A 19,827-nucleotide genomic window follows, 5' to 3' on the forward strand; every position below is an offset into this window, starting at 1 on the left:
GGTGCAACCCGTCGGTGCCCGACGTCGGCGGCCGCCAGCGCCATGTTGCCGGGCTGCCGTCAGGCCAGGCGACCGCGAGCGGACCGTCACCACGAATCCACGACGACGTACCTGGGATGCGTCGTCGGCCCGTGCGCGTCAGTCCCACGACGTGCCGACGGCACCCAACAGGAACCTGTGAAAGGACCCTTCCGTGACCAGCGACACCATCTCGCCGCCCCGATTCACCAGGCGACAGCGCACGATCCTGATGATCCTGCTCGGCGCCGGATTCATGCTGTCCGTCGACTTCTCCATCCTGAACGTCGCACTGCCGGAGGTCGGCGAGGGGGTTGGCCTGAGCCGGTCGGCACTGCCCTGGATCGCCTCCGCCTACGCCCTGCCCGCGGCCGGCTTCACGCTCCTGTTCGGACGTATGGCCGATCTCCTCGGTCGCCGCCGGCTTTTCCTCGCCGGAATGCTCCTGCTCGCCGGCGCCTCCCTACTCGGTGGTCTCGCCACCAGTCCGGAGGCACTGCTTACCGCTCGTGCACTCCAGGGCCTGTCCACCGCCATGTCCATCCCGGCGGCGCTGTCCCTGCTCACCACGACGTTCAAGGAGGGCGCGGCCCGTGACCGTGTCCTGGGCCTCAACGGTGCGCTGCTGTCCGGCGGCTTCACCGTCGGCGCGCTTCTCGGAGGCACCCTGGTCGGTCTGTCGGGCTGGCGTGCGGCCTTCTTCATCAACGTACCCGTGGCCGTGATCATCGTCTCCCTCACGCCGCGCGTGATCGCCGAGAGCACGGTGCCCGACCGTCCCGAGCTGGACGTGCCGGGTGCGGTCACCGTGACCGGTGGCCTGCTGGCCGTCGTCTACGCCATCGTGGAGCGGAGCATCCTCGCGAGCCTGATCGGGATCGCGCTCCTGACCGCGTTCTGGCTCGTCGAGCTGCGTACGGCGGCGCCGCTCGTTCCGGTCCGCATCCTCAAGCGCCCGACCGTCAGGTGGGGCAACTACGCCGGGCTCGTCGTGTTCAGCATGGAGACGGCGATGATCTTCCTGATGACGCTGTACCTCCAGAAGATCCTCAGCCTCAGCCCGTTCGTGACCGGCCTGGTCTTCGGCGTGCCGGGCCTGGCAGCGGTGCTCGCGGGCCCCACGGCCAGTCGCCTGATCGGCCGCTACGACTACCGCACCGTGCTGGTCGCCGGCATGGCCACGCAGAGTCTCGCCACAGTACCGCTGATCTTCACGGGCTTCACCCGCGTGAGCCTGATGGTCCTGGTACCCGCTTTGTTGATCAGCTTCTTCGGGCACGTGACGTCCATCGTTGCCTACACGGTTACCGGCACCGCGGGGCTGCCGGACGGCGAGCAGGGACTGGCCACCGGCTTCACCTCGATGACCCAGCAGATCGCCATCACGGTCGGCATCCCCGTCCTGGGCGCGATCGCCGCCACCCGACCCTCAGAACTCGGCGGTATTCATCTGGCACTGACAGTGAATGTGATCGTCACCTGGGTCAGCATCGTGCTCGTCTGGGCTGGCCTTCGACCGCCCGCCGCCTTGCCGTCCGACGAGCCCAGACTGCTTTGAGGCCCCTGTGTCATGTCCGTGCGGGGCATGGGGTGTCCCACGCCCTGTATCGCAGCTCAGAGAAGTTGACGTGCCAGGTGGCGCTGCCCAGCCGTGTTGTCCGGCGTTGTTTGTCCGGGAACCGCGGACCTGTCGGTCAAGGCGGCGGCAGTGCACGGTAGGCACAGCCGACCGCAACGCAGAGAGGGGGATGCGTCGATGACTGGTCGCCTGTGCCTGCCGGTAGTCACGGCCGCCACGCTGGCCGCCTTGAAACGAGCTACGGCGATGCTCTTCGGTAACGGCGACGACGGTGGGCGCGACCGCCGCCGTGGCGCCACGGGGCAATCCGCCGGCGACCGGAGCATGTTCGGTGGAGGTCGAGGCAGGTCTACCGGTCACCGCGCTTGTCCCGGGGCCGGAACCCGCCGGCGCCGGCAGTCTGCACCGGCCGACACCGGGCGTGACGACGCGGCCGCGAAGATCCTGCAGAAGAGCCTCAACGCCTGCTGCCGCAACCCGGAGTGGATCACGCCGGTGTTCGAACCGCACCTGCTTCCCGACGGCGGCTCCGACGATGGGAAGCAGGTCGGCGAGGCGATCAGGTTGTGGAACCGCGCGAGTACCGTCAACGGTGCGGGCCGCGGCAGTTACCACTGGACCCAGCTTGACCGGAATGACAACCCGATCGTGGCGTAGGGCTCGTCCTCGGGGTCCTCGACGCACGGGTGACGTGATATCGCCGCCGCACTTGTACGGTGCGACGGTCCTCGGCTACCGCAGCGGAGCCCCGGGATGACCCGCTTCGAACAGGTCCAGTCGGTCGGCGCGGAGCCGGCCCTGCTTGACTGGCAGCACATCCACAACCGGATCATCCACACGGATCCGCTGTCGGTCGCCGCCGTCCAGGCGCGGGCGGCACGCAACCACCTGGAAGTCGCCTACCTCGACGAGGTGGCCGTCGGCTGCTCCACGGTACGACCGCCGACCGGTGACACGGCGACCGCGACAGTGATCGCCCGCGTGCTGCCCGAATATCGACGCCGAGGGCTGGGCGAGCAGATCTACCAGCGCGGGCTGGCAATCGCACGGCAGCTCGGTGCGCAGGTCATCGAGACCGTCGTGCTGGCATCCAACGAGGACGGCGTACGTTTCGCGCGTCGTCACGGCTTCGTGGAGATTGAGCGCTACGTCCTGCCGGGGCACACGGTCGCGTTCGTGGACTTGCGGCTTGCCTGATTACGCACTGCATCATGACGGTCAGCACCGCCGAGGCGATGCTTGCCCGGGCTGGACGTTGCCGGCTCAGTCCGCCCGGACGGTGACGCGCCTCTACGTACAGCGTCGCGATGGCGATGGAGTGCGGATTTCGCCGTGGCCGGCCGGTTAGTCGCCTACAGCGGCGCCGAACAGATAGCCGCCCTGTTCACACTCACTGCGCCGAGGCAGGGGGAGAGTCGACGGCGTGCTGCACACATGGATGAAACCCGTCCTGGGGTTCTCGACTGCACGATGGCCCCGCCGTCGCAGTCGTACGGCGCGATGGTCCTCGGTTGCTGCGGTGGAGCCCAGCGATGACGCGTTTCGGACAGGCCGGTCGGTGCGGAGACGACCGTGCTCGACCGGCCGGCCGCCTGGTGTCCGTGGGCACTACCACAGGTACCGGCGGCCCGGCCGACGGGGCGTCAGGCGGTACACGGCCATCTGCCGGCGGTTCGGACGGCCGTGCAGCGTCGGCATGCCGGCTTCTGTTGCCGCAGCTCAGGCCTGTTCACGGGCCTTCTCCTGGATCGCCTCGGCGAGATCCTTGATACGCCGCAGCCGCCGGTCCCAGGTGGCGCCGACGTGGGCAAGCTGTGCCACCGCCCGGGCCAACTGAGCGGAACTGACCCGGTACCGCTTTTCCCGCCCGACCGTGACGCCGTGCACCAGGCCGGCCCGGTCGAGCACCATGAGGTGTTTGGCCACCGCCTGGCGGGTCACGGGGAGCTGGGCGCTCAGGCCGGTGGCGGTCCCCCCATCCTGGGCGAGCATCAGGTCGAGCATCCGCCGCCGGGTGGGGTCTCCCACCGCCGACCACAACGTGTCGTCGACGCCCGGCGCGCTCCCGGCTTCCGACGGCCGGCCGGCCGTGGTCATCGGCGACCCGTCCGGTTCGTCGCGACGTAGGACGCCAGCCGCGACAGGTGGTGGTCCCAGCCCCGCTCGTGGTCGCGGTAGGTCTCCTCGAGAACCGCGATCTCCCAGCCCTGCTCCCGGAAGCCGGTCTCGGTCACGCGCAGAAGAGTGCCGTCGCCGTCCGGCTCGAGCTCGAACGTCACGAGCAGAGAGTTGTCCCTCCGGGCCGGCTCGCCCAGCGGCTGGATCCAGCGGAACGAGAAGAGTCGGTACGGGATCGCGTCGACCACCTGGATGCCCACCGAGAACCGGTCCCCGTCGTCGGACACGAACACGAGCTCGCCGGGCCGGCCCGACACGGACTCGTAATTCGCCTCGTCGGACCACCACTGCCGGACGTGCTCCGGGTTGCTCACCACGTCGAAGACGATCTCCGGCGCCGCGCCGATCCGGATACTCCGCTCGATCGAGCCGTACTCCACAGCCATCACCTTCCGCAATACATGGTTGCGCAATGACGGTAGCCCGTCAGCACCGGTGAATGCAACGCGTGGTTGCGGCTCGTCGGACGGCACCGCTGCCTGGTTCAGGGCTTCCGGTCCCCCGGGGGAACCTCAGTAATCTCCTCTAGTCGAACCCCGGCCGGCTGGTGCGGAATTCGTTGAGACCGCCCGGGGGCTGGAAGCAACAGCCCGACGGCGGCGGGCAGCACGAGCCCGGCGGACAGCAACGCGAGCAGCGGGTAGCCCAGCCCGGCGAGCACCACCGTGGACGCCAGGCTCGCCGCAGCGGCGAGGATCCACACCACCGCGTCGACCGCCCCCTCCACCTGCGTGTGGTCGACCACCGACAGGTCCCGGGCCAGATGGCCGCTGCCCCCCACGAAGCACAGATTCCAGCCGTACCCGAGCAGGAACAGCGCCACCGCGCGCAACCCGACGCCAACGGTAGCCGCGGCGAACAACGCGGAGACGGCCAGAACGAGGAGCCCGACGAGCATCACCGGGCGAGCGCCGTACCGATCGAGCAGCCATCCGCTCAGCGGCGCGAGCCCGAACATGCCCAGTGTGTGTCCCGCCAGGACCGCGCCCACCGACACCAGACCCCGATGGTGCAGATGCATGTCCAGCGGCGCGGCGGTCATCACCGCCGCCATCACCACCTGGGCAGTGCCCATCACCGCCACCGCGGACCGTGCCGTCCTCGCTCGCACCAGAACTCCCAGCGGCACGCCGACCCGCGGCACCATCCCGGGCCGACCGGGCAGCGCGGACGCCGCCGCCCAAGCCGTCGCCGCGACCACCGTCGCACCGAGAAACGGACCGGTCAGCGCGGTGGCCGCCCAGTGCCGACCCAGGGCGTCCAGCGGGCCGAGCAGCAGCGGCCCACCCACGGCGCCGAGCGCACCGGCCCACACCACAGCCCCGATGACGAACCCACGCCGGTGCGCCGGGTACCGCTCGGCGGCGGCGTAGCGAGACAGCAGCGCGCCAGCGTTGCCCAGCCCGAGCAGCCACATGGCCAGGCTGAGACCGGCGACGTCACCACTGGCCAGCGCGGCCACCCCGAACACCCCACCGGCCGTCGCCGCCCCGTACCCGGCGACGAGCGCGAACCGCCAACCCCGCGCCGCCGCGGTACGACTCAACACGATCGCACCGACGCCGGTCCCCACCACCGCCGCCGTGTTCGGTACGCCGCCCCAGGCCGGACCCAGTGCCTCAGCGGCGGCGATCGTGGCTACCGGGCTGACCATCGCCATGACCAGGTTCATCAGGGCGGCGGTGCCAAATAGCGCGAGGACCCACCGTCGTCTAGCCATGGCGGACCGGGTTGGCGGCCTGGCGCGCGGTTCGGGCCAGGACGGTGGGTGGCGACGACCGGTCGACCACCGGCTGACGCGAGTCAGCGCCGAGAACACCATGAAGTTCAGGAACAGCACGGCGAGCACCCGAGGGCGGACGCGTGTGTGGCCCGGGGGCCGATCTCGGCGTCTGCGGGCGTACGGTCGGATTCAGTGCCACGGCCCCGACCAGGGTGACCACCGCGCCAAGGGTGGCCAGGGCTCGGTTGGCCCTGGCTGGGCGAGTCATCTGCCGGGTGCTCACGTGCACCATCCCGCTTGTCATGTTGGACGTCTGTGGTGTGGTGTCAGGCCCAGGGAGGCGGGGTCGGCCCCTCCCCCGTGGTGATGAGACGGCGCAGGCTGCCGTTGATGTAGAAGCTCCAGGCGTTGGAGCAGTTGTCGAAGCATTCGAATTGAGGCACGAGACCTACGTGAGCGAACCGGACGACGGTCCGCTCGCCCTGTACAGCGATGTCGAAGCTGATGTCCGTGCCGGTCCACTCGCTGGGGTCGCCGGCGAAGGCGAGCTTCGAGTCGACCACCCGCCACACGACGCGCTCCCCCGGCACGAGTTCCGTCACACGCTGCTTGGAGTAGTGGAGGTCGGGATACACGTAGGTGAACTCGTCCCCCAGCCGGCTGACCGGGCCGGTCACGTCTCCGGTCCACCACCTGGCGACGTCGGTGATGGCCGCGTAGACCTCGTCGGGGGTCTGATCGACCGTGAACGAGGTGGCGTAGCTCTGGCTGTCCATACCTGCCTCCTAGTGAGTGGACACCTGTAGATGCTGACGGTGATCGGGCGGTCGGAGACCGCACGCTGGCGGTCGAAGGACCTCGGCCGCGACCGGATGTCGCACCCCGCAGGCAAACCCGCGGTCAGGTCCGACAGCCACCGATTCCGCAACCTACGGTTGCACATGACGATATCCAGGCAAAGCCCAAATGCGCAACCCATAGTTGCAGGTCTTATGTGCGCCGACGTGGCGACGCCCAGCGTGGCCGGCTTGTGCCGCGGCATGGAGCGTTCACGCTGGTGCCGCACAGCCGAGCCGCCGGCTCCTGCTCGGCGCGGCTTACGCGTGCTGCTGACTTTCCCTTTGTTGGCGACTTGCAGATGGGGAGCGGCGGATGCCCATCCTGCCCTCATCGCCGCGTCCCTAGCCGAGTTGTCCTCCGCTGCGCCGGTGCTGGCAGAAACGACGGGCCTCCAAGTCATCAGCCCGGCTTCAGGAAGCTGAGTGGCAGCAATGCTTCAAGGAGCCCGACATGAAAGCTCACCGCGGCGGTGGGACAGTTCCCACCGCCGCGGCACCAACTGATCCGACGCGTTAGCTGACGACTTGAAGCTTGTTGCTGTACGTCGTGCCGGGGCTGTAGATCTTGTCGAACAGGTTGGCCGCTTCCTTGACGGCGTCTGGTCTCAGCTTGATGCAGCCGCCCGACTTGAAGTCACTGTCGCCGTCCCAACGGCGCGGCTCGGTGGAACCCTGTGTGCCGTCCTTGTTCATCTCGCTGTGGATGAAAAGCTCGGTGCGTTGGGCACTCCCGTTCGAGCAAGTCTTGTCGCTGAGCTGGGAAGCGACGCCCTTGATCAGGCTGCCATCGTACTGGTAATGCAATTTGACCGAGTACCACCCATTGGGCAACCAGCCGTGGTCCTTGTAGCACTCGTCCGTGCTCCCAAGGCCCGATCCGGCTCGCCAGGTGTATGCGGCGCCGCCATTGTCGGAGGAGACGTACCACGTGAGCGTGGAGTTGGTCGGATCAGTCCAGTTCTTGTCAAATACGAAGTAGCCGGACGTGGCGGCATGAGCTGGGGCCACACCGGCAACCAGCGTGGCCGAGGTGACGAAAGCAACCACTCCCAACAGATGAAGCATTCTACGCAGCAAGCGTCTCGGCATGCTTGTGATCATTGCGCTCCGTCCAATTGTCGTTTACTCCTGAATATTCGAAAGCACAGCGGCAATGGCCGCCGTTCGGCGCAGCGCCGACTTCTTACTGGAACTCCCTTCGCAGCATGAAGCGGGTAGCACCGCGAGGAAACGCGGGTTCCGGCAAATGCATTGCGGCCGCATGGCCGGTGGACGCACAACTGCTGTGTGGACCGTCGTGACAACTTTGCGATTAACCCGTCCGTCGCTGCATCCCTACGTCCGCGGGGGGCCGACCGACCTGTCGTGAATCTCGGCGTTGAGAGCGGATGCACTGAGGTTGTTCGTTGTTCTCATCGTGGACTCTGGGGGGGTTGATCGGTAGTTCGTCAGGCACCGGAAAAACATCGCCGGACAATCCATCGTGAGTCCCCTCGCGCGTTGGCGGGCAGGACCTGAGGGACAGCGGCCACGGCTGAGGACGAGTCGTCTGTTTGATCCGGAGTCCGCGCAGGGTCACGTCCGCGCTGGTGGTCTAAGAGGCGGCCATCGCGGGATCCGGCCTGATGCTAAGCGGCGATCGGTGCCGGCTCGGTGTGGTGGGCTCGGCCGCAGCACGTGGACGTACCTTGCGCGGAGGTGTCGGCGACAATGGCTGGGTGCATGCGTACGACGCCTCGTGGAACGCGCTGAGCCCGCAAGTCCGGGACCGGATCGACGAGCTGCTGTGCTCTCGTCGGCTGATCGCGGCTATCGCCCTCCTACGCCAGGACGGCGGGCTGCAGCCGCCGCCCGGGCTGTACCAGGCGCAGGATCTGCTGACCGAGCGCAGCGCCGAACTGGACCGGCGGGGTCTTGTCGAGCCGGAGCCACCACCGCCGACGGTCGCACACCTGATCGAGAGGGTGGCCGCTATCACCGCACCGGTCGTCGCCGTCGAAGCGCTGTGGGACGGCGACACGCAGGGCTGGTGCGTCGACCTGGTGGCAATCGCGCAGCGGCCGGGCCGGCATCACGAGCGCTTCGACGAGGTGCTGTTGACGGTGCTGCGGCACGGCGGTGACATCCGCCTGTTCAACGGCCAAGCGCCGCCGTGGACAGAGGCACGGCAGGCGACCGAGCAGGGCCGGGCTGTCGCCCGGCACGTCGGCGTGCCGTTCCACTTCACCAGCCCGGAAACGCCAGACATCGATCTTCCACGCTGGTGGGACACCCAGCCCAGCTAGCCAGCAGGCACAGTCACGATCAGGGAAACCAGCGCACCGATGAGGTGCAGTTCGGCTTCTCGCGGTCCATGCATGCTCATCACTCAACCAGCGATCTTGGGTAACGGTTCAATACATCGAACTGAGTATTCGGAATGGCCACCTCGGCGGCGCCGGCTGCGAGTATCACGGTCGGCCAAGGGCCATGTGGAAAGTCTGGCGCTGGGGCGACTGGAGCTGCTGACCCTGACCCTATAGATCAGCCGTGCGTGACCGAGCCTCCCCGCCCGCCTCTCTCGCCCTTACCACCGGCCGGGCCACGCCCGGACTCTACCGCCACGTCGATGACCGCCTGCCGGAGCGGGCAGTGGACAGAAATAGGAGCGTCGACTTCGCCGGCAGCCGGTGGCCGGTAGGCGACCGAGAGGGCTCCCGAAGGTCCCGTCGTGGTTTAGTGTCACGCTCGTGCATGGAAGGCGGGCCCGACGGTGGGCGCTGGCGGTGCTTTTCCCTCTGGTCCTGGTGGCGCCCGGCGTCTTCGTGCTGCGGTGGCTGTCGGTGCCCGACCCGCCGAAGCTGCCCGAGACGTTCCGGGAGCAGCTGGCAGCGCGCGTGGTGGACATGATCGAGCACGACTCGACCTTCGACGGGGGGCACGATCCCGATGTACGGCCGGTCTGCGCCGCCTCGGTGTTCGGGGTGGCGCCGGACTCGGCTGACACCTTCAACGAGGTCCGCACGATCTACACGCTGGCGTTCTGCCAGTACCTCCCCAGTGCCGACATCGGGAAGGGACCTGGTGTCGACCTCGGCGTGCTCGGCGGCGTGTCGATGCCGATAGCCCTGCACCTGGGACCGCCGGTCACCCATCAGGAGCCGGAAGAAGGAGAAGGGGTGTACGCGGACAGCATCCGGCGGATCTTTCCCAAACCCCTGCAGGAGGCTGCGTTCAACGCCGCACCCGACCCGGCAATGAAGAACGCGGTCGACGACCGCACCATGCGCCTGCTGTCCTCGCCGGTGCCCTCGCCCTCCCACTCCTGACACTCAACGTCCGGCATGAGTCCGTCACGCATCACGTGGATCTGGTTGGTCTCCGACCGCCAGCTCTGGCGCGCTCGTGGTTGCATCGGTGGTGATGGGACAGGCACCCCGCCCCACATCGCCCAGGCCATCGCCGGCCACGGGCGGGATTGTCCTGTTCAAGTGGCGGTGGGCGGGGCAGGTTTCGAACCTGCGACCCCTCGCTTGTAAGTTCTGGGCGCTCCGTCCGGGCCGGTCCGCGTCTGTCTCTGAGCTCGGGCGGCAATCCGCAGCCGTCCAGCCGCACCCATCCCCGTCTGTCCCCGTTGCTGTCGACAGCACCAGGACAACTGCTCAGGAGCAGAGGTGTCAGGGACGGCGCTCTTCCTGGCCGGCCTCCAACCGGTCTGCTCGACGGTGAAGTTCCGCAGCTATGGTCCCAGTCGGGACCGAAGGCATGTAGGTCGTTGGCCGCCACACGCAACAGCTCGACATCCTCCGGCCGTTGGAGGCAGGCCAGCCGGAATGCGGGTTTCGCGCCCAGACCGGAAGACCTATCCAGACCTCCTCCAGCATCACCAGGATCTCGTCAGCCGATGCGAAGGTCACCACCTCGACATACGCACTGGCAACTCTCTCGCTGTACCTCCGACCAGCGAGCAGCCGGGCCAACTCAAGCAGCGACATGCACTCCGGTGCGAAGGGTTCGACGTCAGAGGACTCCTCAGGACGCTTCGTAGTACCCCCATCCAGCAACGCCCGCAGCCAACGCGTCGTCTTCGCAACTTAGAAGCTAACTGCTCCCCACCTGACGAACCGGGCACGGCACAAACACCCGGCGACGGTTCGACGCAGGTGAGTTGAAGCGGAACTTAGAGCCGCTGTCCCATCACCATCGGGAACAGCGCCCGGGCGCCTGCTCACACGCCGTCTCGGGCTGCCAACGTTGATGGCTGGTTGACGACGTTTGACGGTGGTCTTGTGCCCCGCGAGTGCCCTACACCACCGGGAGTCGGCCACCGTCTGAACCCTGGCAGACTGCCGCCATGCCGTCTGAGCCGGAGTCATGGACCATCAAGCACTTCTCGCAAGCCAACCCGGTGGGCCCCGGCCAGGACAGCGTGCCGGCGCTGCTGCGCCGCATCGCAGACAGCATCAAACAACGGCCCGGCATCGAGGTCCAGGACGTCATCCTGCACAGCGAGGTCACTGCCGACGGTGACTGGTGGTCGGCCACCGTCTACTTCCACGAACCGTCGCTCTAACGGCATCCGGCGTACAGCTCGACCCGTCCGTCGCCACCAGGTCAGCCGCCGCTACATGATGGCTGACCTGTGTTTCGTCGGGTACCGCTGATCGTCTAGTCGTCGATGGCAGGCGTTTAACGACCTGGCAACGGCCCAGACGGCCCCGGGATGACCCAAGGATGGCCGTGCCCTCCAGCGACGTCGGTTTACGTCCGCAGTCACTCGTCCGGTTCAGTCGCGCAGAGTGTCGAGCGGCTGCCAAAGCGATTGCGTGCTTCCTTGACGCCGAGGTGGCGGTAGAACTCATGTGCGTCGCTGCGCTGAGCACCGGACGTGCGTGACACGGCGCCACGCTGCGCAGATCTTGTGGAGTGCGCTCATCGACTTCGACGGTGGCTGTCCTCTGACGAGAGGGTGACATGGGCACGTTCGGAACCGGGCCGTTCAGCAGCGACGGCGCCTAGGACTTCCTCGAAGAACTCGCCGAACGGCCGCCAGAGCAGCACCTCGACGCGCTCCGGCACATGTTCACCTACGTCCTGGCCAACCGCGGCCTCCTCTGGCGGGAGTTCTTTCCTGACCAGATCATCGCGGCGGCAGCACTCGTGGCAGCCGCGCTTCCCGGCGGGAAGCACCTACAACACCGCCTAGCGGAGCTGTCGGACGAGACAGACATGGCGCTGCTTCCCGCGTCAGCGTCGGACCTCGCCGCATCCGCAGTGGAGGCGCTGCTCTTCGTCGCCGGCCCCGACGGTCTGTGGATTCAGGGGTGGACCACCGAAGCGGACAGATTCGACGCCCAACGAGCCGCCGACGACCTCGTTGCCATCCTCGGCCAGGCCCTTGGAGCAGACACCAGCCCGGTGGCCATGACGCGCGTCGTGCGCGCGCTCGGCGGCAGTTGAGCGCATCTGGTCGTGGCCCGCGTAAACGCTTCGCTGGAATTAGTGAGCGAGCCCCCAGTGTTCACTCGCCTTGACGCCCTATGCGCATGCCATGCAGAAGCGGGCGAACGGCCGCGCGGCGAGCCGTTCATCGCCGATCGGCTGTCCGCATCGTTCGCAGACGCCGTAGGTCGCCGCGTCCACCCGACGCAGCGCGTCGTCAACGTCGGCGATCCGCTTTCGCGCCCCGGCCAGCAGCGCGGTCAACTGGGCGCGTTCGAAGCCGATCGTGGCGCCCTCCGGGTCGTGCTCGTCGTCGGCATTCGAATCCCGCGATGCCAGGAACAGCGCCTCCAGATCCTGGGCCAGCGTCGCCGCCTCAGCCTCCGCCCTTGCTCGCAGTCGCAGCAGTTCATCCCGGACCATATGTGTAGCCTAACGGGGCCTAAACAGGGCCTAACGGCCTCCAGTTGCCACAAACAGGCCATGTAGGGACGCGCACGGGTGGCGGCAAATCAGGATGTCGGCGCGACACGATTCGAGACACGGAATCCGCGACCGCCTCAGGTCCTTCGCGAGCAACGAAGTCTCTCGGGTCGGTTGTTGCCACGACGGCGTCGACCTCGAACTCCACCAACCACTCCGGATCGATGAAACGCGATACTTCTACGAAGGTGCACGCCGGTCGTACCTGAGAGAACCGTTCGCCATGTGCGCGCGCCGCCTCTCGCCAACGGGCGATGTCAACAAGCATTACCCTGGTTCTGATGACGTCTGCCAGCGTTGCGCCGGCCTCGCGCAGCGCTTGCTCGGCGATGTCCAGGCAACGCACGGATTGCGCGTACACATCTCCCGGACCGGCTGTGGCACCGTCGTCCGCGATCGGCGCGGTGCCGGCCACGGATACGTACGGCCCTATCCGCACGGCGCGTGAGAAGCCGATCTCCGGTTCCAGCGGTGATCCTGAAGTCACCAAGCGGCGAAAAGAAGTCACGGTACAGGAGCATTGCAGAGCAGCGACCGCGCCGGGCGCCCGCCCGGCGCCTTAACGCCCGTTGGCCCCACTGGCGCTGCCACCCCGACTGGCTCATCCGCGTAACGCACCCAACTCGGCATGACAGTGCACGGTGCCAGGGGCTACCAATGCGCGGAGTATCCGCTGGCCGTCATGCACCCGCGCCGTTGCCCGCCGCCATTTCCGCCGGTCGGCCCTCGATGGTTCGGCCGGGAGTCGCTCGACGCCCGGGCCGCCGCGCAGCCGGGCCAGCAAGGCGTCGATGGCCTCGGCGGTGGCGCGGCGGGTGGCGGGCGGCTGGGCAGCGGGCGGCGAGCCAGGCCACAACGTCGGGTGGCCCGGTGCGCAACAGGGCGGCGAGGTATATCGGCCCGGTCGAGGCTAGCCCGCACGGAGGGTGAGCAGGGTGATCTCGCTCGGCGCGAAGATCCGGAACGGCGGACCCCAGAAACCGGTCCCCCGGCTCGTGTAGAGCTGGGTCCGGCCGTGCCGGCTCAGGCCCTGCACGACCGGCTGGTCGAGCCGGACCAGGTAGTGGAACGGCCACATCTGACCGCCGTGGGTGTGCCCGGACAGCTGCAGGTCGACGCCGGCCGCCACCGCGTCGCCGATCTGCTTCGGCTGGTGCGCCAGCAGCAGCACGGGCAGCCCCGGATCGGCCCCGGCGAGCGCCGCGGCGTGGTCGGCCCGGTGACCGGCGACGCCGGACGAGGCCGCGGTCACGTCGTCCACCCCGGCGACTAAGAGCCGGGCACCGCCCCGCTCGACCACCAGGTGCCGGTTGTGCAGCGGCTCCCAGCCAAGGGCCCGCATGTGCTCGACCCAGCCCTGCGCCTCGCCGTAGTACTCGTGGTTGCCCGTCACATAAACCCGGGCCAGCCGTGCCTGGACGGCGCCCAGCGGCGCGGCCTGCGCCCGACGCTGGTCGACCGTACCGTCGGCGATATCGCCGGTGTGGCAGACGATGTCGGCGGCCAAACCATTGACCACCTCGATGGTCCGGGCGGACCAACGGGCCCGGTCGATCGGGCCGTAGTGGGTGTCCGTCAGCAGCACCACCCGGACCCCGTCGAGACCCGCACCGAGGCGGTCGACGGTGACGTCCACCCGCCGGACCCGGGGCACCCGCATCGCCTCGGCGTACCCCCAGACGGCCAGGACGACCGAGACGACCGCCGCACCGACCGCCACCGCCCGGGACCGCGCCGGATCGGCGACCCCCGCGGCGGTCAGCGGGAGCCGGGCCACGTTGCCGATCAGCGACCAGACGAACAGGATCCAGACCAAGCCGAGGAGGGTGTCCCCCGCGCGGGCCGCCGCGTCCAGCCGCCGGCGGCCGTGCCCGAGGTACATCAGGGCGGGAAACGCGACCAGCGCGACGACGAACACGCTCGTACCGGCGGCCACCACCGGCGCCGGCCACCGCGCCGCCACCGTTAACGTCCACCACGGCAGCCCGAACAGCAACGCCAGGAGCGCGACCAGCGTCGCCCCGGACACCAGCGGTCGCAGCGCCCCTTGCGCCGGCCGCACCTCTACAGCATCGCCAGCAGCCATCGTCGTCCTCCCGTCCGGGTCCGTGGAGCATGACACGGTCCGGGCCGGATCGACCACGCCCGGGAACCGGGACGGATCCGGCCGTAGGGATCGACCGCGACCGCGACCCGGCCCAGGTACGGTCAGCGGGTGGCGTACGACGCCTTGGCCGAGAGCCTGCGCCTGATCATTTCAGGGTTGCCGGACGGCCCCGTGCGGTTGAGTCGGCCCGTGTTGTTCGTGATCAGTAGGGGCAATAGACAAACAGTGCCCAGGGAAGTGGGGCAGCGGCCAACGGCGCCACAGATAGGGCGAGGATCCGCATCCAGGGCGGCACGCTGACCCTGAAGGCCACGACAGCGGCCACCGTGGCGTAGCCGCCCGCCAGCAACGCGTTCGGAAGCACGGCCAATGGCTCGGGCCCGCAGTCCGACTTGTCCTGCACGAACGGGGGCGCGCAGGCCTCGGACGGAGCCATGGACACGACAAGTTCGATGCCCGAGCAGCACATGATCGGCAGTAGCGGGATCGCCAACAGCGCGAGTGCGACGGTCGCGCCGACGCTGATGCGACCCGGCGGCGTCGCCCCGCGCTCATGCCTGGCTGCTCCGCCCGTGCTCCTGCGGTCGATCACCGTCATCCCCCGTGATGCCTGGGCGATTTGCTTGTCACGCTGGACCACTGGGATCCAACCTCGATGCCTGCCGTCACAGTGCGGTCAACCTGACATGGAAGTTGAGTAACGGCAACCAGTGATCGGCGCTTGCACAACGCGCGATCAGCGGCATGCCAGGATGGTTGAACATGCTTCAATCGGCAGGGTAAGGGGTCGGTCGATGTCCCACGTGGGTCAGCCGTCGGACGATGTTCTCGGCGTCGGAAGTGGCGGCGCAAATCTCGCCGAAGTGGAGGCGCTGCGCGCTGCCGAACGGCGGTTACAGCAGGCCCAGCTGGGCTCTGATGTCGAGGCGTTGGACCGGTTGATTGATGACCGGCTCGTGTTCACGGGCCCCGACGGCAATTTGTACTCCAAGCAGGACGACCTAGGCGTGCACCGATCCGGCCGGCAGTCGATGACCCGTGTGGAAGAGGAGGACCTGTCGGTGCTCGTGGTCGGCGGCACCGGGGTGACCTGGTTCCTCGGGACGCTGGAAGGAACCCTGGCCGGCGAACCGTTCCTCGCCCGGGTCCGTTACACGCGTACCTGGATCCTCGACGGCGACAGAGGATGGCGCCTGATCGCGGCACATGTCAGTCCCACCGAACGGGGTGCCGCTACGACGGCCTGATCCGCACCGACTGGATCCCACCGGCCCGCCGGCTTCTGGCCCAAGGCCGCCCGATCGACGGGTTCGCCACGTTCTCCATCGCCACCGGCCCGATCGCGGCACGCCGCAACCCCCGCTGGCTGATGGCCGCCATCCTCCGGCTGGCCTGTCGCGGCGAAAAGCGGGCGAAGGTCGTCGAGCTGCTCGAGCCGGCCCTAAACGAGCATGCGGAGGTCGGCCGGCTCGACAACAGCTACCCCCACTACCGCGAGGTCTCCGCCGAGGTGCTGCTGATGACCGGCGGCCGGAGCGACCTGGCGCACGTTGGCCCTCCACGGCCCGGCTCGCCGAGGTGCTCCCCTCGTCGCGGGTACTCGCCTTTCCGAAACTGAACCACTGCGGACCGCACCACCGAGGCGAGACCCAGGTCGCCGCGGCACTGACCATGTTCCTGCTCGACATCAACAACTAGTGATCACCACGGTCGCGCCAGGGCCGTCTTAAACGTCGCAGATCCGGTCATCGCCGCATTGATCATCACGGCACCGTCAGTTTGGAAGAGCGGGCTCAACGGGCTGTGATGCCCGAAACGGCTGCTCACGGCGGCTGTCGCCCCTGACCGTTCATGCCCGCTCGTGACCGCTGGCGACATCGGCTACTGGTCCCCGGGCGCCCGTCCACTCGGGCCGGATGACGTCCCTCAACCCTGTCTGACTTGGAAGGGGCATCATCGCTCGACGGCCAGTCGCACGCCCAGCCCTATGAATACGCCTCCCGTCGCTGTGTCGATTCGGCGGCGAGCGGCCTGCCGGCGACGGAGCCATCCCCCGATCCGCCCTGCGAGCACGCCGACTGTGCCGTCGACGATGAACTCCAGGACGATCAGAATGGTGCCGAGGATCGCGAACTGCGCCCAGACCCGACCCAGTTCTGGGTTGATGAACTGTGGGAGGAACGCGATCGTGAAGGTGACCATCTTCGGGTTAAGTAGGTTGGTTAACAATCCACTGAGATAAGCCCGGCGGCCCGAAATGCCTCCGCCGACGACTGGCAACTCGCTCCGCTCGCTCTTGCGGTGCCGAATCATCTGCACACCAAGGTAGATCAAATAGGCGCCTCCGACGATCCGCACCACCGTGAAGGCGGTCGGCACTGCCGCGAAGAGAGCGGCCAGCCCAGCGGCCGCCACGGCAACGTGAACGGCCTCGCTCGTTGCCACCCCTGCCGTGGCGAGCAGGCCGGCGCGCGGACCGCCGCGCATCCCACACCCTAAGACGAACAACATGTCCGGCCCGGGACTGACCATCGCGATGATCGTGGTCAGGGTGAAGGCCACGAGGAGGTGCTGATCTATCGGCATGACAAGACCATTCCACATGTCGCCACAGCCCGGCAGGTCTCGCCCAAGGCGACTCACCTGCGCATCGCCGAACTTGCCCGGCTGAGCCTGGCGACGGTCAAGAGGTACCGACCGAAGCGATCCGGGAAGGGCTCGGCGATCACGGCCGAGGCTGCACATTTGCCGCTCACTGAGCCGGTACCAGCATGAGCTGACCAGCGACCGTACGCCCCACCGCGAATCTGTCGCACCGACCTGCCATGATCACCCGCGACCCGCCGAGGGCGGCGACGGTTCACGACCGATAGCGGCCACGCTGGCCGACTGGCCTGCACTGCACCATGACCAGGAGACACAGGAATGCGCAAGACCATCATCGCCGTGGGAGCCCTCGGACTGGCCCTGCTCACCGCTGGCTGCGGGAGCGAGGACACCACCGAGCCGACCACCTCCGCCGCCCCGGGTGCCGCCTCCGCCGAGGCCAAGGCCTACAAGCCGCAGGAGCCGAAGACGGTGGAGGCGGCCAAGGCGCTAGCTCAGAAGGAGTACGACACCTACGCGGCCGGCGACTGGAAGGGTGCATGGGACCTCTGGACCACGGAGGGCAAGGCGGCGATCACCCGCGACGAGTACGCCCGCCTGCACACCGAGTGCAAGACCATCACCGGCCTGACCTTCGAGATCACCGGCGCCCGTCTTGAGGGCGAGGACAAGGCGGTCGTGAACTTCAAGCGGTCGATCGCCGCCGGGATGTCCGAGATCCGGTACGAGGACGGGCAGTGGCGGTACCAGCCGGACGCCGAGTCGATGGCGGACTACGCCAAGGGCGTCGACAAGGTCATTGCCGAGGGGCAGGCCAGCGGACGGTGCCAGAAGTAGGCGAGGCACGCGAGTAGCCCTACGGGCCCGACTCTTTCAATCGCGAGGGGGTCGGGCCCCAAGCTGTAGCTACCTCAGGCTGGCCTACCCCGGCTCACCCGAGCCGGCATCGTCCTCCACGCCTCATGCCGCGGGCGGCGCGGACGGTGGAGCCGCGGCAGAAGCGGGTGGCAGGCGGCATGTGGTGCACGGATCACGAGTACGGCGGAGATCCACCGGCTGCTCACCGAGGGGCCTGCCGCCTCGGCCGCGCAGTTGATCGGCGGTCGGGAACTCCTCGCGCTCCTGCCGGGGCATCCCCCACCCCGGCAGCGGGCTGTACTCGGCTGGAGGGAACAACCGCAACGAGTTCCAGCCATGCCGCCACGCGCCGCCCGGCTGCGACTGGCCGTCAAGGATGATGTATTCCAGACCGGCTCGGCGCAGGTAGTAGCCCGCCGCCCAGCCGGCCTGCTCACCTCCTTATGACCGCCACGTCACACGATCCGGACACGCTCCGGCACCTCCTCCGCCCGCAGATCATCATGCAGAGCGGCTGAAGATGCCGACACGCGGGCCGACGCCCACACCCCGTCCGGGCACGGACGCGGCCGGTAGCAGGAGATCCCTACCCGCGGACCGTCGGTGGGCCCGGTACTGGGTTCCGCCAACGCATTCTTGGTGTTGGTGCAACGATGCATGACGTGGGAACCCCGAAAACCGCTGCACCCGCTGTTGTCTCGCCGCTTGCTGGCGAGCCGATCAAGCGTGCCGATGCCGAACGGCTCGCGGGAGTGCTGAAGGCCGTTGCCGACCCCGCCCGGCTGCGACTGCTCAGTCTGATCCAGTCCGCTCCCGAGGGCGAGGCGTCGGTCAGTGACCTCACCGCGCCGCTCGGGCTCTCCCAGCCGACCGTGAGTCATCACCTGCGGATCCTCACCGAGGCCGGGCTGCTCGAGCGCGAGAAGCGGGGCGTCTGGGCGTACTACCGCCTGGTGCCGTCCGCGATCGCGGCGATCGCCGAGCTGTTGACGCCGCCCCGTAAGCGGGCGACCAGGAAGACCCGCTAAGCACCACTGTCAAAGATCGCCGGCGCCGGCCGTGCCGGCAGTGGCATCCGCTCTGGTCGCGGCCCGGTTTCATCCCGCCGAGAAGGTCCTGGCAGCGCTCTCGCGTCGACACTCCACCGCTGGGCCTGCCCGCGGCCGGGTCGCTCACCACTTAGTCATGCTGAAGGTATGGCTGTCACGGCCAGGGAACTGCGGCGACGTACCAACCGCCTACCCTCGCTGGTGCGGGCGCCGGTGCCGGGGAGTGCGGATTGTCATCCGAACCGCCACTGGGCTTCTTCGAGGAAGTCCGCGTGCTGGGCTTCCTCCCACTCCCGCATGCTCGGGTACCGGTCTCTGCAGTACCGCCGCTGTAGTGGAACTTCTCGTCGCCGGGCCGCAGGATGCTCATCGGGTTCAGCCGAGGAAGCGCCGGTGCAGCGTGCCGGCGGGTGCCCAGGTCAGGTCGGCGGTAGCGCGGCTGCGAGAGGACATCAGACTCATCGAGTGGACGACGTATGAGAGCGTCAAGCGCCAGAGGGCAGGCGAAGACTCGAAGGTGGTAGACGCCTGGCTGGCGAGCCGCCGAACTGGCCAAGCGCGGCATCACACCGGACACCATGAACGGCCACGAGCCGTACACCCTCCGTCGCGTCCTTGCTGCCATGGCATCAGGCGAGGCAGGGTCATTCGTCGGAGGCGGTGCCCTCATCCTTCTCGGCACGCTGGTCCGGGGCGCTGGGGGCATTGCCCAACTGGTCGCCGCCCCGTAGGGGTCAAACAATCCACTTGGTTGAGTCGAAGCGGGACTTAGACCGGCCTCCTCGTGACCTGCGTCGGCTCGGTCGAAGCGCTGGTCAAGTCGCGCCTCAACTCCACGTCATTGGTGACTGATTGCCGAGTTTCTCACTGTCTTGTGCCCCGTACGTGCCCCAAGCCTAAGCGGCGGTACTTCCTCCACCGGCGAACAGCCGCCCCGGCCATACCCCCGCCTACAGTGCCGAGAA

At 68.1% G+C, this 19,827-nt stretch carries 19 protein-coding genes and 1 pseudogene; 10 read left to right on the top strand and 10 right to left on the bottom strand.

Annotated features, from left to right (window positions below):
- Nucleotides 1-193 precede the first annotated feature (193 nt).
- The 3 genes from ACZ6PY_RS19330 to ACZ6PY_RS19340 all read left to right on the top strand — a co-directional run bounded on the left by ACZ6PY_RS19330 (nucleotide 194) and on the right by ACZ6PY_RS19340 (nucleotide 2,794).
- Nucleotides 194-1,576 carry an MFS transporter gene (locus ACZ6PY_RS19330; protein WP_466073990.1) on the top strand — a complete coding sequence of 461 codons (1,383 nt, stop codon included), beginning with the start codon at nucleotides 194-196 and terminating at the stop codon, nucleotides 1,574-1,576.
- Between the two features lie 198 nt (nucleotides 1,577-1,774).
- Nucleotides 1,775-2,254, top strand: coding sequence for a hypothetical protein (locus ACZ6PY_RS19335; protein ID WP_466073992.1), 480 nt, complete (start codon nucleotides 1,775-1,777; stop codon nucleotides 2,252-2,254).
- A gap of 96 nt (nucleotides 2,255-2,350) precedes the next feature.
- A complete protein-coding gene (locus ACZ6PY_RS19340) occupies nucleotides 2,351-2,794 on the top strand; it encodes a GNAT family N-acetyltransferase (protein WP_466073993.1) in 444 nt (147 codons plus the stop codon).
- Nucleotides 2,795-3,316: 522 nt separating this feature from the next.
- Here ACZ6PY_RS19340 and ACZ6PY_RS19345 read toward each other — a convergent pair.
- The 5 genes from ACZ6PY_RS19345 to ACZ6PY_RS19365 form a co-directional block, all read right to left on the bottom strand.
- The gene (locus tag ACZ6PY_RS19345; protein WP_466073995.1) at nucleotides 3,317-3,694 is read right to left on the bottom strand and encodes an ArsR/SmtB family transcription factor; all 378 of its coding nucleotides are present in this window, start codon (nucleotides 3,692-3,694) and stop codon (nucleotides 3,317-3,319) included.
- Entirely contained in the window at nucleotides 3,691-4,155 is a 465-nt protein-coding gene (locus ACZ6PY_RS19350) for an SRPBCC domain-containing protein (RefSeq protein WP_466074682.1), read from the bottom strand. The genes ACZ6PY_RS19345 and ACZ6PY_RS19350 overlap by 4 nt, the downstream gene beginning before the upstream one ends.
- 104 nt (nucleotides 4,156-4,259) lie before the next feature.
- The gene (locus tag ACZ6PY_RS19355; protein ID WP_466073996.1) at nucleotides 4,260-5,615 is read right to left on the bottom strand and encodes an MFS transporter; all 1,356 of its coding nucleotides are present in this window, start codon (nucleotides 5,613-5,615) and stop codon (nucleotides 4,260-4,262) included.
- A gap of 209 nt (nucleotides 5,616-5,824) precedes the next feature.
- Nucleotides 5,825-6,274, bottom strand: a complete 450-nt coding sequence (locus ACZ6PY_RS19360; protein ID WP_466073998.1) for an SRPBCC family protein — start codon at nucleotides 6,272-6,274, stop codon at nucleotides 5,825-5,827.
- Between the two features lie 576 nt (nucleotides 6,275-6,850).
- Nucleotides 6,851-7,438 carry a hypothetical protein gene (locus ACZ6PY_RS19365; protein ID WP_466073999.1) on the bottom strand — a complete coding sequence of 196 codons (588 nt, stop codon included), beginning with the start codon at nucleotides 7,436-7,438 and terminating at the stop codon, nucleotides 6,851-6,853.
- Nucleotides 7,439-8,055: 617 nt separating this feature from the next.
- On the opposite strand from ACZ6PY_RS19365, the gene ACZ6PY_RS19370 reads away from it, so the two are divergent.
- The 4 genes and pseudogenes from ACZ6PY_RS19370 to ACZ6PY_RS19385 all read left to right on the top strand — a co-directional run.
- Complete coding sequence (locus ACZ6PY_RS19370) at nucleotides 8,056-8,622, top strand: hypothetical protein (RefSeq protein WP_466074001.1); 567 nt, start codon at nucleotides 8,056-8,058, stop codon at nucleotides 8,620-8,622.
- Nucleotides 8,623-9,123: 501 nt separating this feature from the next.
- On the top strand, nucleotides 9,124-9,645 hold the full coding sequence (locus ACZ6PY_RS19375; RefSeq protein WP_466074003.1) for a hypothetical protein: 522 nt from the start codon (nucleotides 9,124-9,126) through the stop codon (nucleotides 9,643-9,645).
- A 1,025-nt stretch (nucleotides 9,646-10,670) separates the two neighbouring features.
- Entirely contained in the window at nucleotides 10,671-10,889 is a 219-nt protein-coding gene (locus ACZ6PY_RS19380; protein ID WP_466074005.1) for a hypothetical protein, read from the top strand.
- A gap of 458 nt (nucleotides 10,890-11,347) precedes the next feature.
- Nucleotides 11,348-11,776 (top strand): annotated as a pseudogene (locus ACZ6PY_RS19385) (hypothetical protein); the annotation flags it as partial.
- Nucleotides 11,777-11,854: 78 nt separating this feature from the next.
- On the opposite strand, the gene ACZ6PY_RS19390 reads toward ACZ6PY_RS19385, so the two are convergent.
- From ACZ6PY_RS19390 to ACZ6PY_RS19405, 4 genes are all read right to left on the bottom strand, one after another.
- Nucleotides 11,855-12,181 carry a TraR/DksA family transcriptional regulator gene (locus tag ACZ6PY_RS19390; protein WP_154226623.1) on the bottom strand — a complete coding sequence of 109 codons (327 nt, stop codon included), beginning with the start codon at nucleotides 12,179-12,181 and terminating at the stop codon, nucleotides 11,855-11,857.
- 19 nt (nucleotides 12,182-12,200) lie between these two features.
- Nucleotides 12,201-12,749 carry a RidA family protein gene (locus tag ACZ6PY_RS19395; RefSeq protein WP_466074007.1) on the bottom strand — a complete coding sequence of 183 codons (549 nt, stop codon included), beginning with the start codon at nucleotides 12,747-12,749 and terminating at the stop codon, nucleotides 12,201-12,203.
- A gap of 402 nt (nucleotides 12,750-13,151) precedes the next feature.
- Complete coding sequence (locus ACZ6PY_RS19400; protein WP_466074009.1) at nucleotides 13,152-14,327, bottom strand: metallophosphoesterase; 1,176 nt, start codon at nucleotides 14,325-14,327, stop codon at nucleotides 13,152-13,154.
- A 223-nt stretch (nucleotides 14,328-14,550) separates the two neighbouring features.
- Entirely contained in the window at nucleotides 14,551-14,988 is a 438-nt protein-coding gene (locus ACZ6PY_RS19405; protein WP_466074011.1) for a hypothetical protein, read from the bottom strand.
- A gap of 154 nt (nucleotides 14,989-15,142) precedes the next feature.
- Here ACZ6PY_RS19405 and ACZ6PY_RS19410 point away from each other — a divergent pair, with 154 nt between their 5' ends.
- Nucleotides 15,143-15,595, top strand: coding sequence for a nuclear transport factor 2 family protein (locus tag ACZ6PY_RS19410; protein ID WP_466074013.1), 453 nt, complete (start codon nucleotides 15,143-15,145; stop codon nucleotides 15,593-15,595).
- 706 nt (nucleotides 15,596-16,301) lie between these two features.
- On the opposite strand, the gene ACZ6PY_RS19415 is transcribed toward ACZ6PY_RS19410, so the two are convergent.
- Nucleotides 16,302-16,910: a LysE family translocator gene (locus tag ACZ6PY_RS19415; RefSeq protein WP_466074015.1), complete on the bottom strand. Its 609-nt coding sequence runs from the start codon at nucleotides 16,908-16,910 to the stop codon at nucleotides 16,302-16,304.
- Between the two features lie 363 nt (nucleotides 16,911-17,273).
- Here ACZ6PY_RS19415 and ACZ6PY_RS19420 point away from each other — a divergent pair, with 363 nt between their 5' ends.
- Both ACZ6PY_RS19420 and ACZ6PY_RS19425 read left to right on the top strand, forming a co-directional pair.
- Nucleotides 17,274-17,792 (top strand): hypothetical protein, encoded by a 519-nt coding sequence (locus tag ACZ6PY_RS19420; protein ID WP_466074016.1) that lies wholly within the window; start codon nucleotides 17,274-17,276, stop codon nucleotides 17,790-17,792.
- A 674-nt stretch (nucleotides 17,793-18,466) separates the two neighbouring features.
- Nucleotides 18,467-18,841, top strand: coding sequence for an ArsR/SmtB family transcription factor (locus ACZ6PY_RS19425; RefSeq protein ID WP_154226606.1), 375 nt, complete (start codon nucleotides 18,467-18,469; stop codon nucleotides 18,839-18,841).
- The last annotated feature ends 986 nt before the right edge of the window (nucleotides 18,842-19,827 follow it).

Source organism: Micromonospora sp. NPDC048907 (assembly GCF_055586885.1).

Coding starts and splice junctions, on each gene's coding strand:
- ACZ6PY_RS19335 (WP_466073992.1), top strand. CDS start 1,775: ATGACTGGTCGCCTGTGCCTGCCGGTAGTCACGGCCGCCACGCTGGCC.
- ACZ6PY_RS19340 (WP_466073993.1), top strand. CDS start 2,351: ATGACCCGCTTCGAACAGGTCCAGTCGGTCGGCGCGGAGCCGGCCCTG.
- ACZ6PY_RS19345 (WP_466073995.1), bottom strand. CDS start 3,694: ATGACCACGGCCGGCCGGCCGTCGGAAGCCGGGAGCGCGCCGGGCGTC.
- ACZ6PY_RS19360 (WP_466073998.1), bottom strand. CDS start 6,274: ATGGACAGCCAGAGCTACGCCACCTCGTTCACGGTCGATCAGACCCCC.
- ACZ6PY_RS19365 (WP_466073999.1), bottom strand. CDS start 7,438: ATGATCACAAGCATGCCGAGACGCTTGCTGCGTAGAATGCTTCATCTG.
- ACZ6PY_RS19380 (WP_466074005.1), top strand. CDS start 10,671: ATGCCGTCTGAGCCGGAGTCATGGACCATCAAGCACTTCTCGCAAGCC.
- ACZ6PY_RS19390 (WP_154226623.1), bottom strand. CDS start 12,181: ATGGTCCGGGATGAACTGCTGCGACTGCGAGCAAGGGCGGAGGCTGAG.
- ACZ6PY_RS19400 (WP_466074009.1), bottom strand. CDS start 14,327: ATGGCTGCTGGCGATGCTGTAGAGGTGCGGCCGGCGCAAGGGGCGCTG.
- ACZ6PY_RS19410 (WP_466074013.1), top strand. CDS start 15,143: ATGTCCCACGTGGGTCAGCCGTCGGACGATGTTCTCGGCGTCGGAAGT.
- ACZ6PY_RS19420 (WP_466074016.1), top strand. CDS start 17,274: ATGCGCAAGACCATCATCGCCGTGGGAGCCCTCGGACTGGCCCTGCTC.
- ACZ6PY_RS19425 (WP_154226606.1), top strand. CDS start 18,467: ATGCATGACGTGGGAACCCCGAAAACCGCTGCACCCGCTGTTGTCTCG.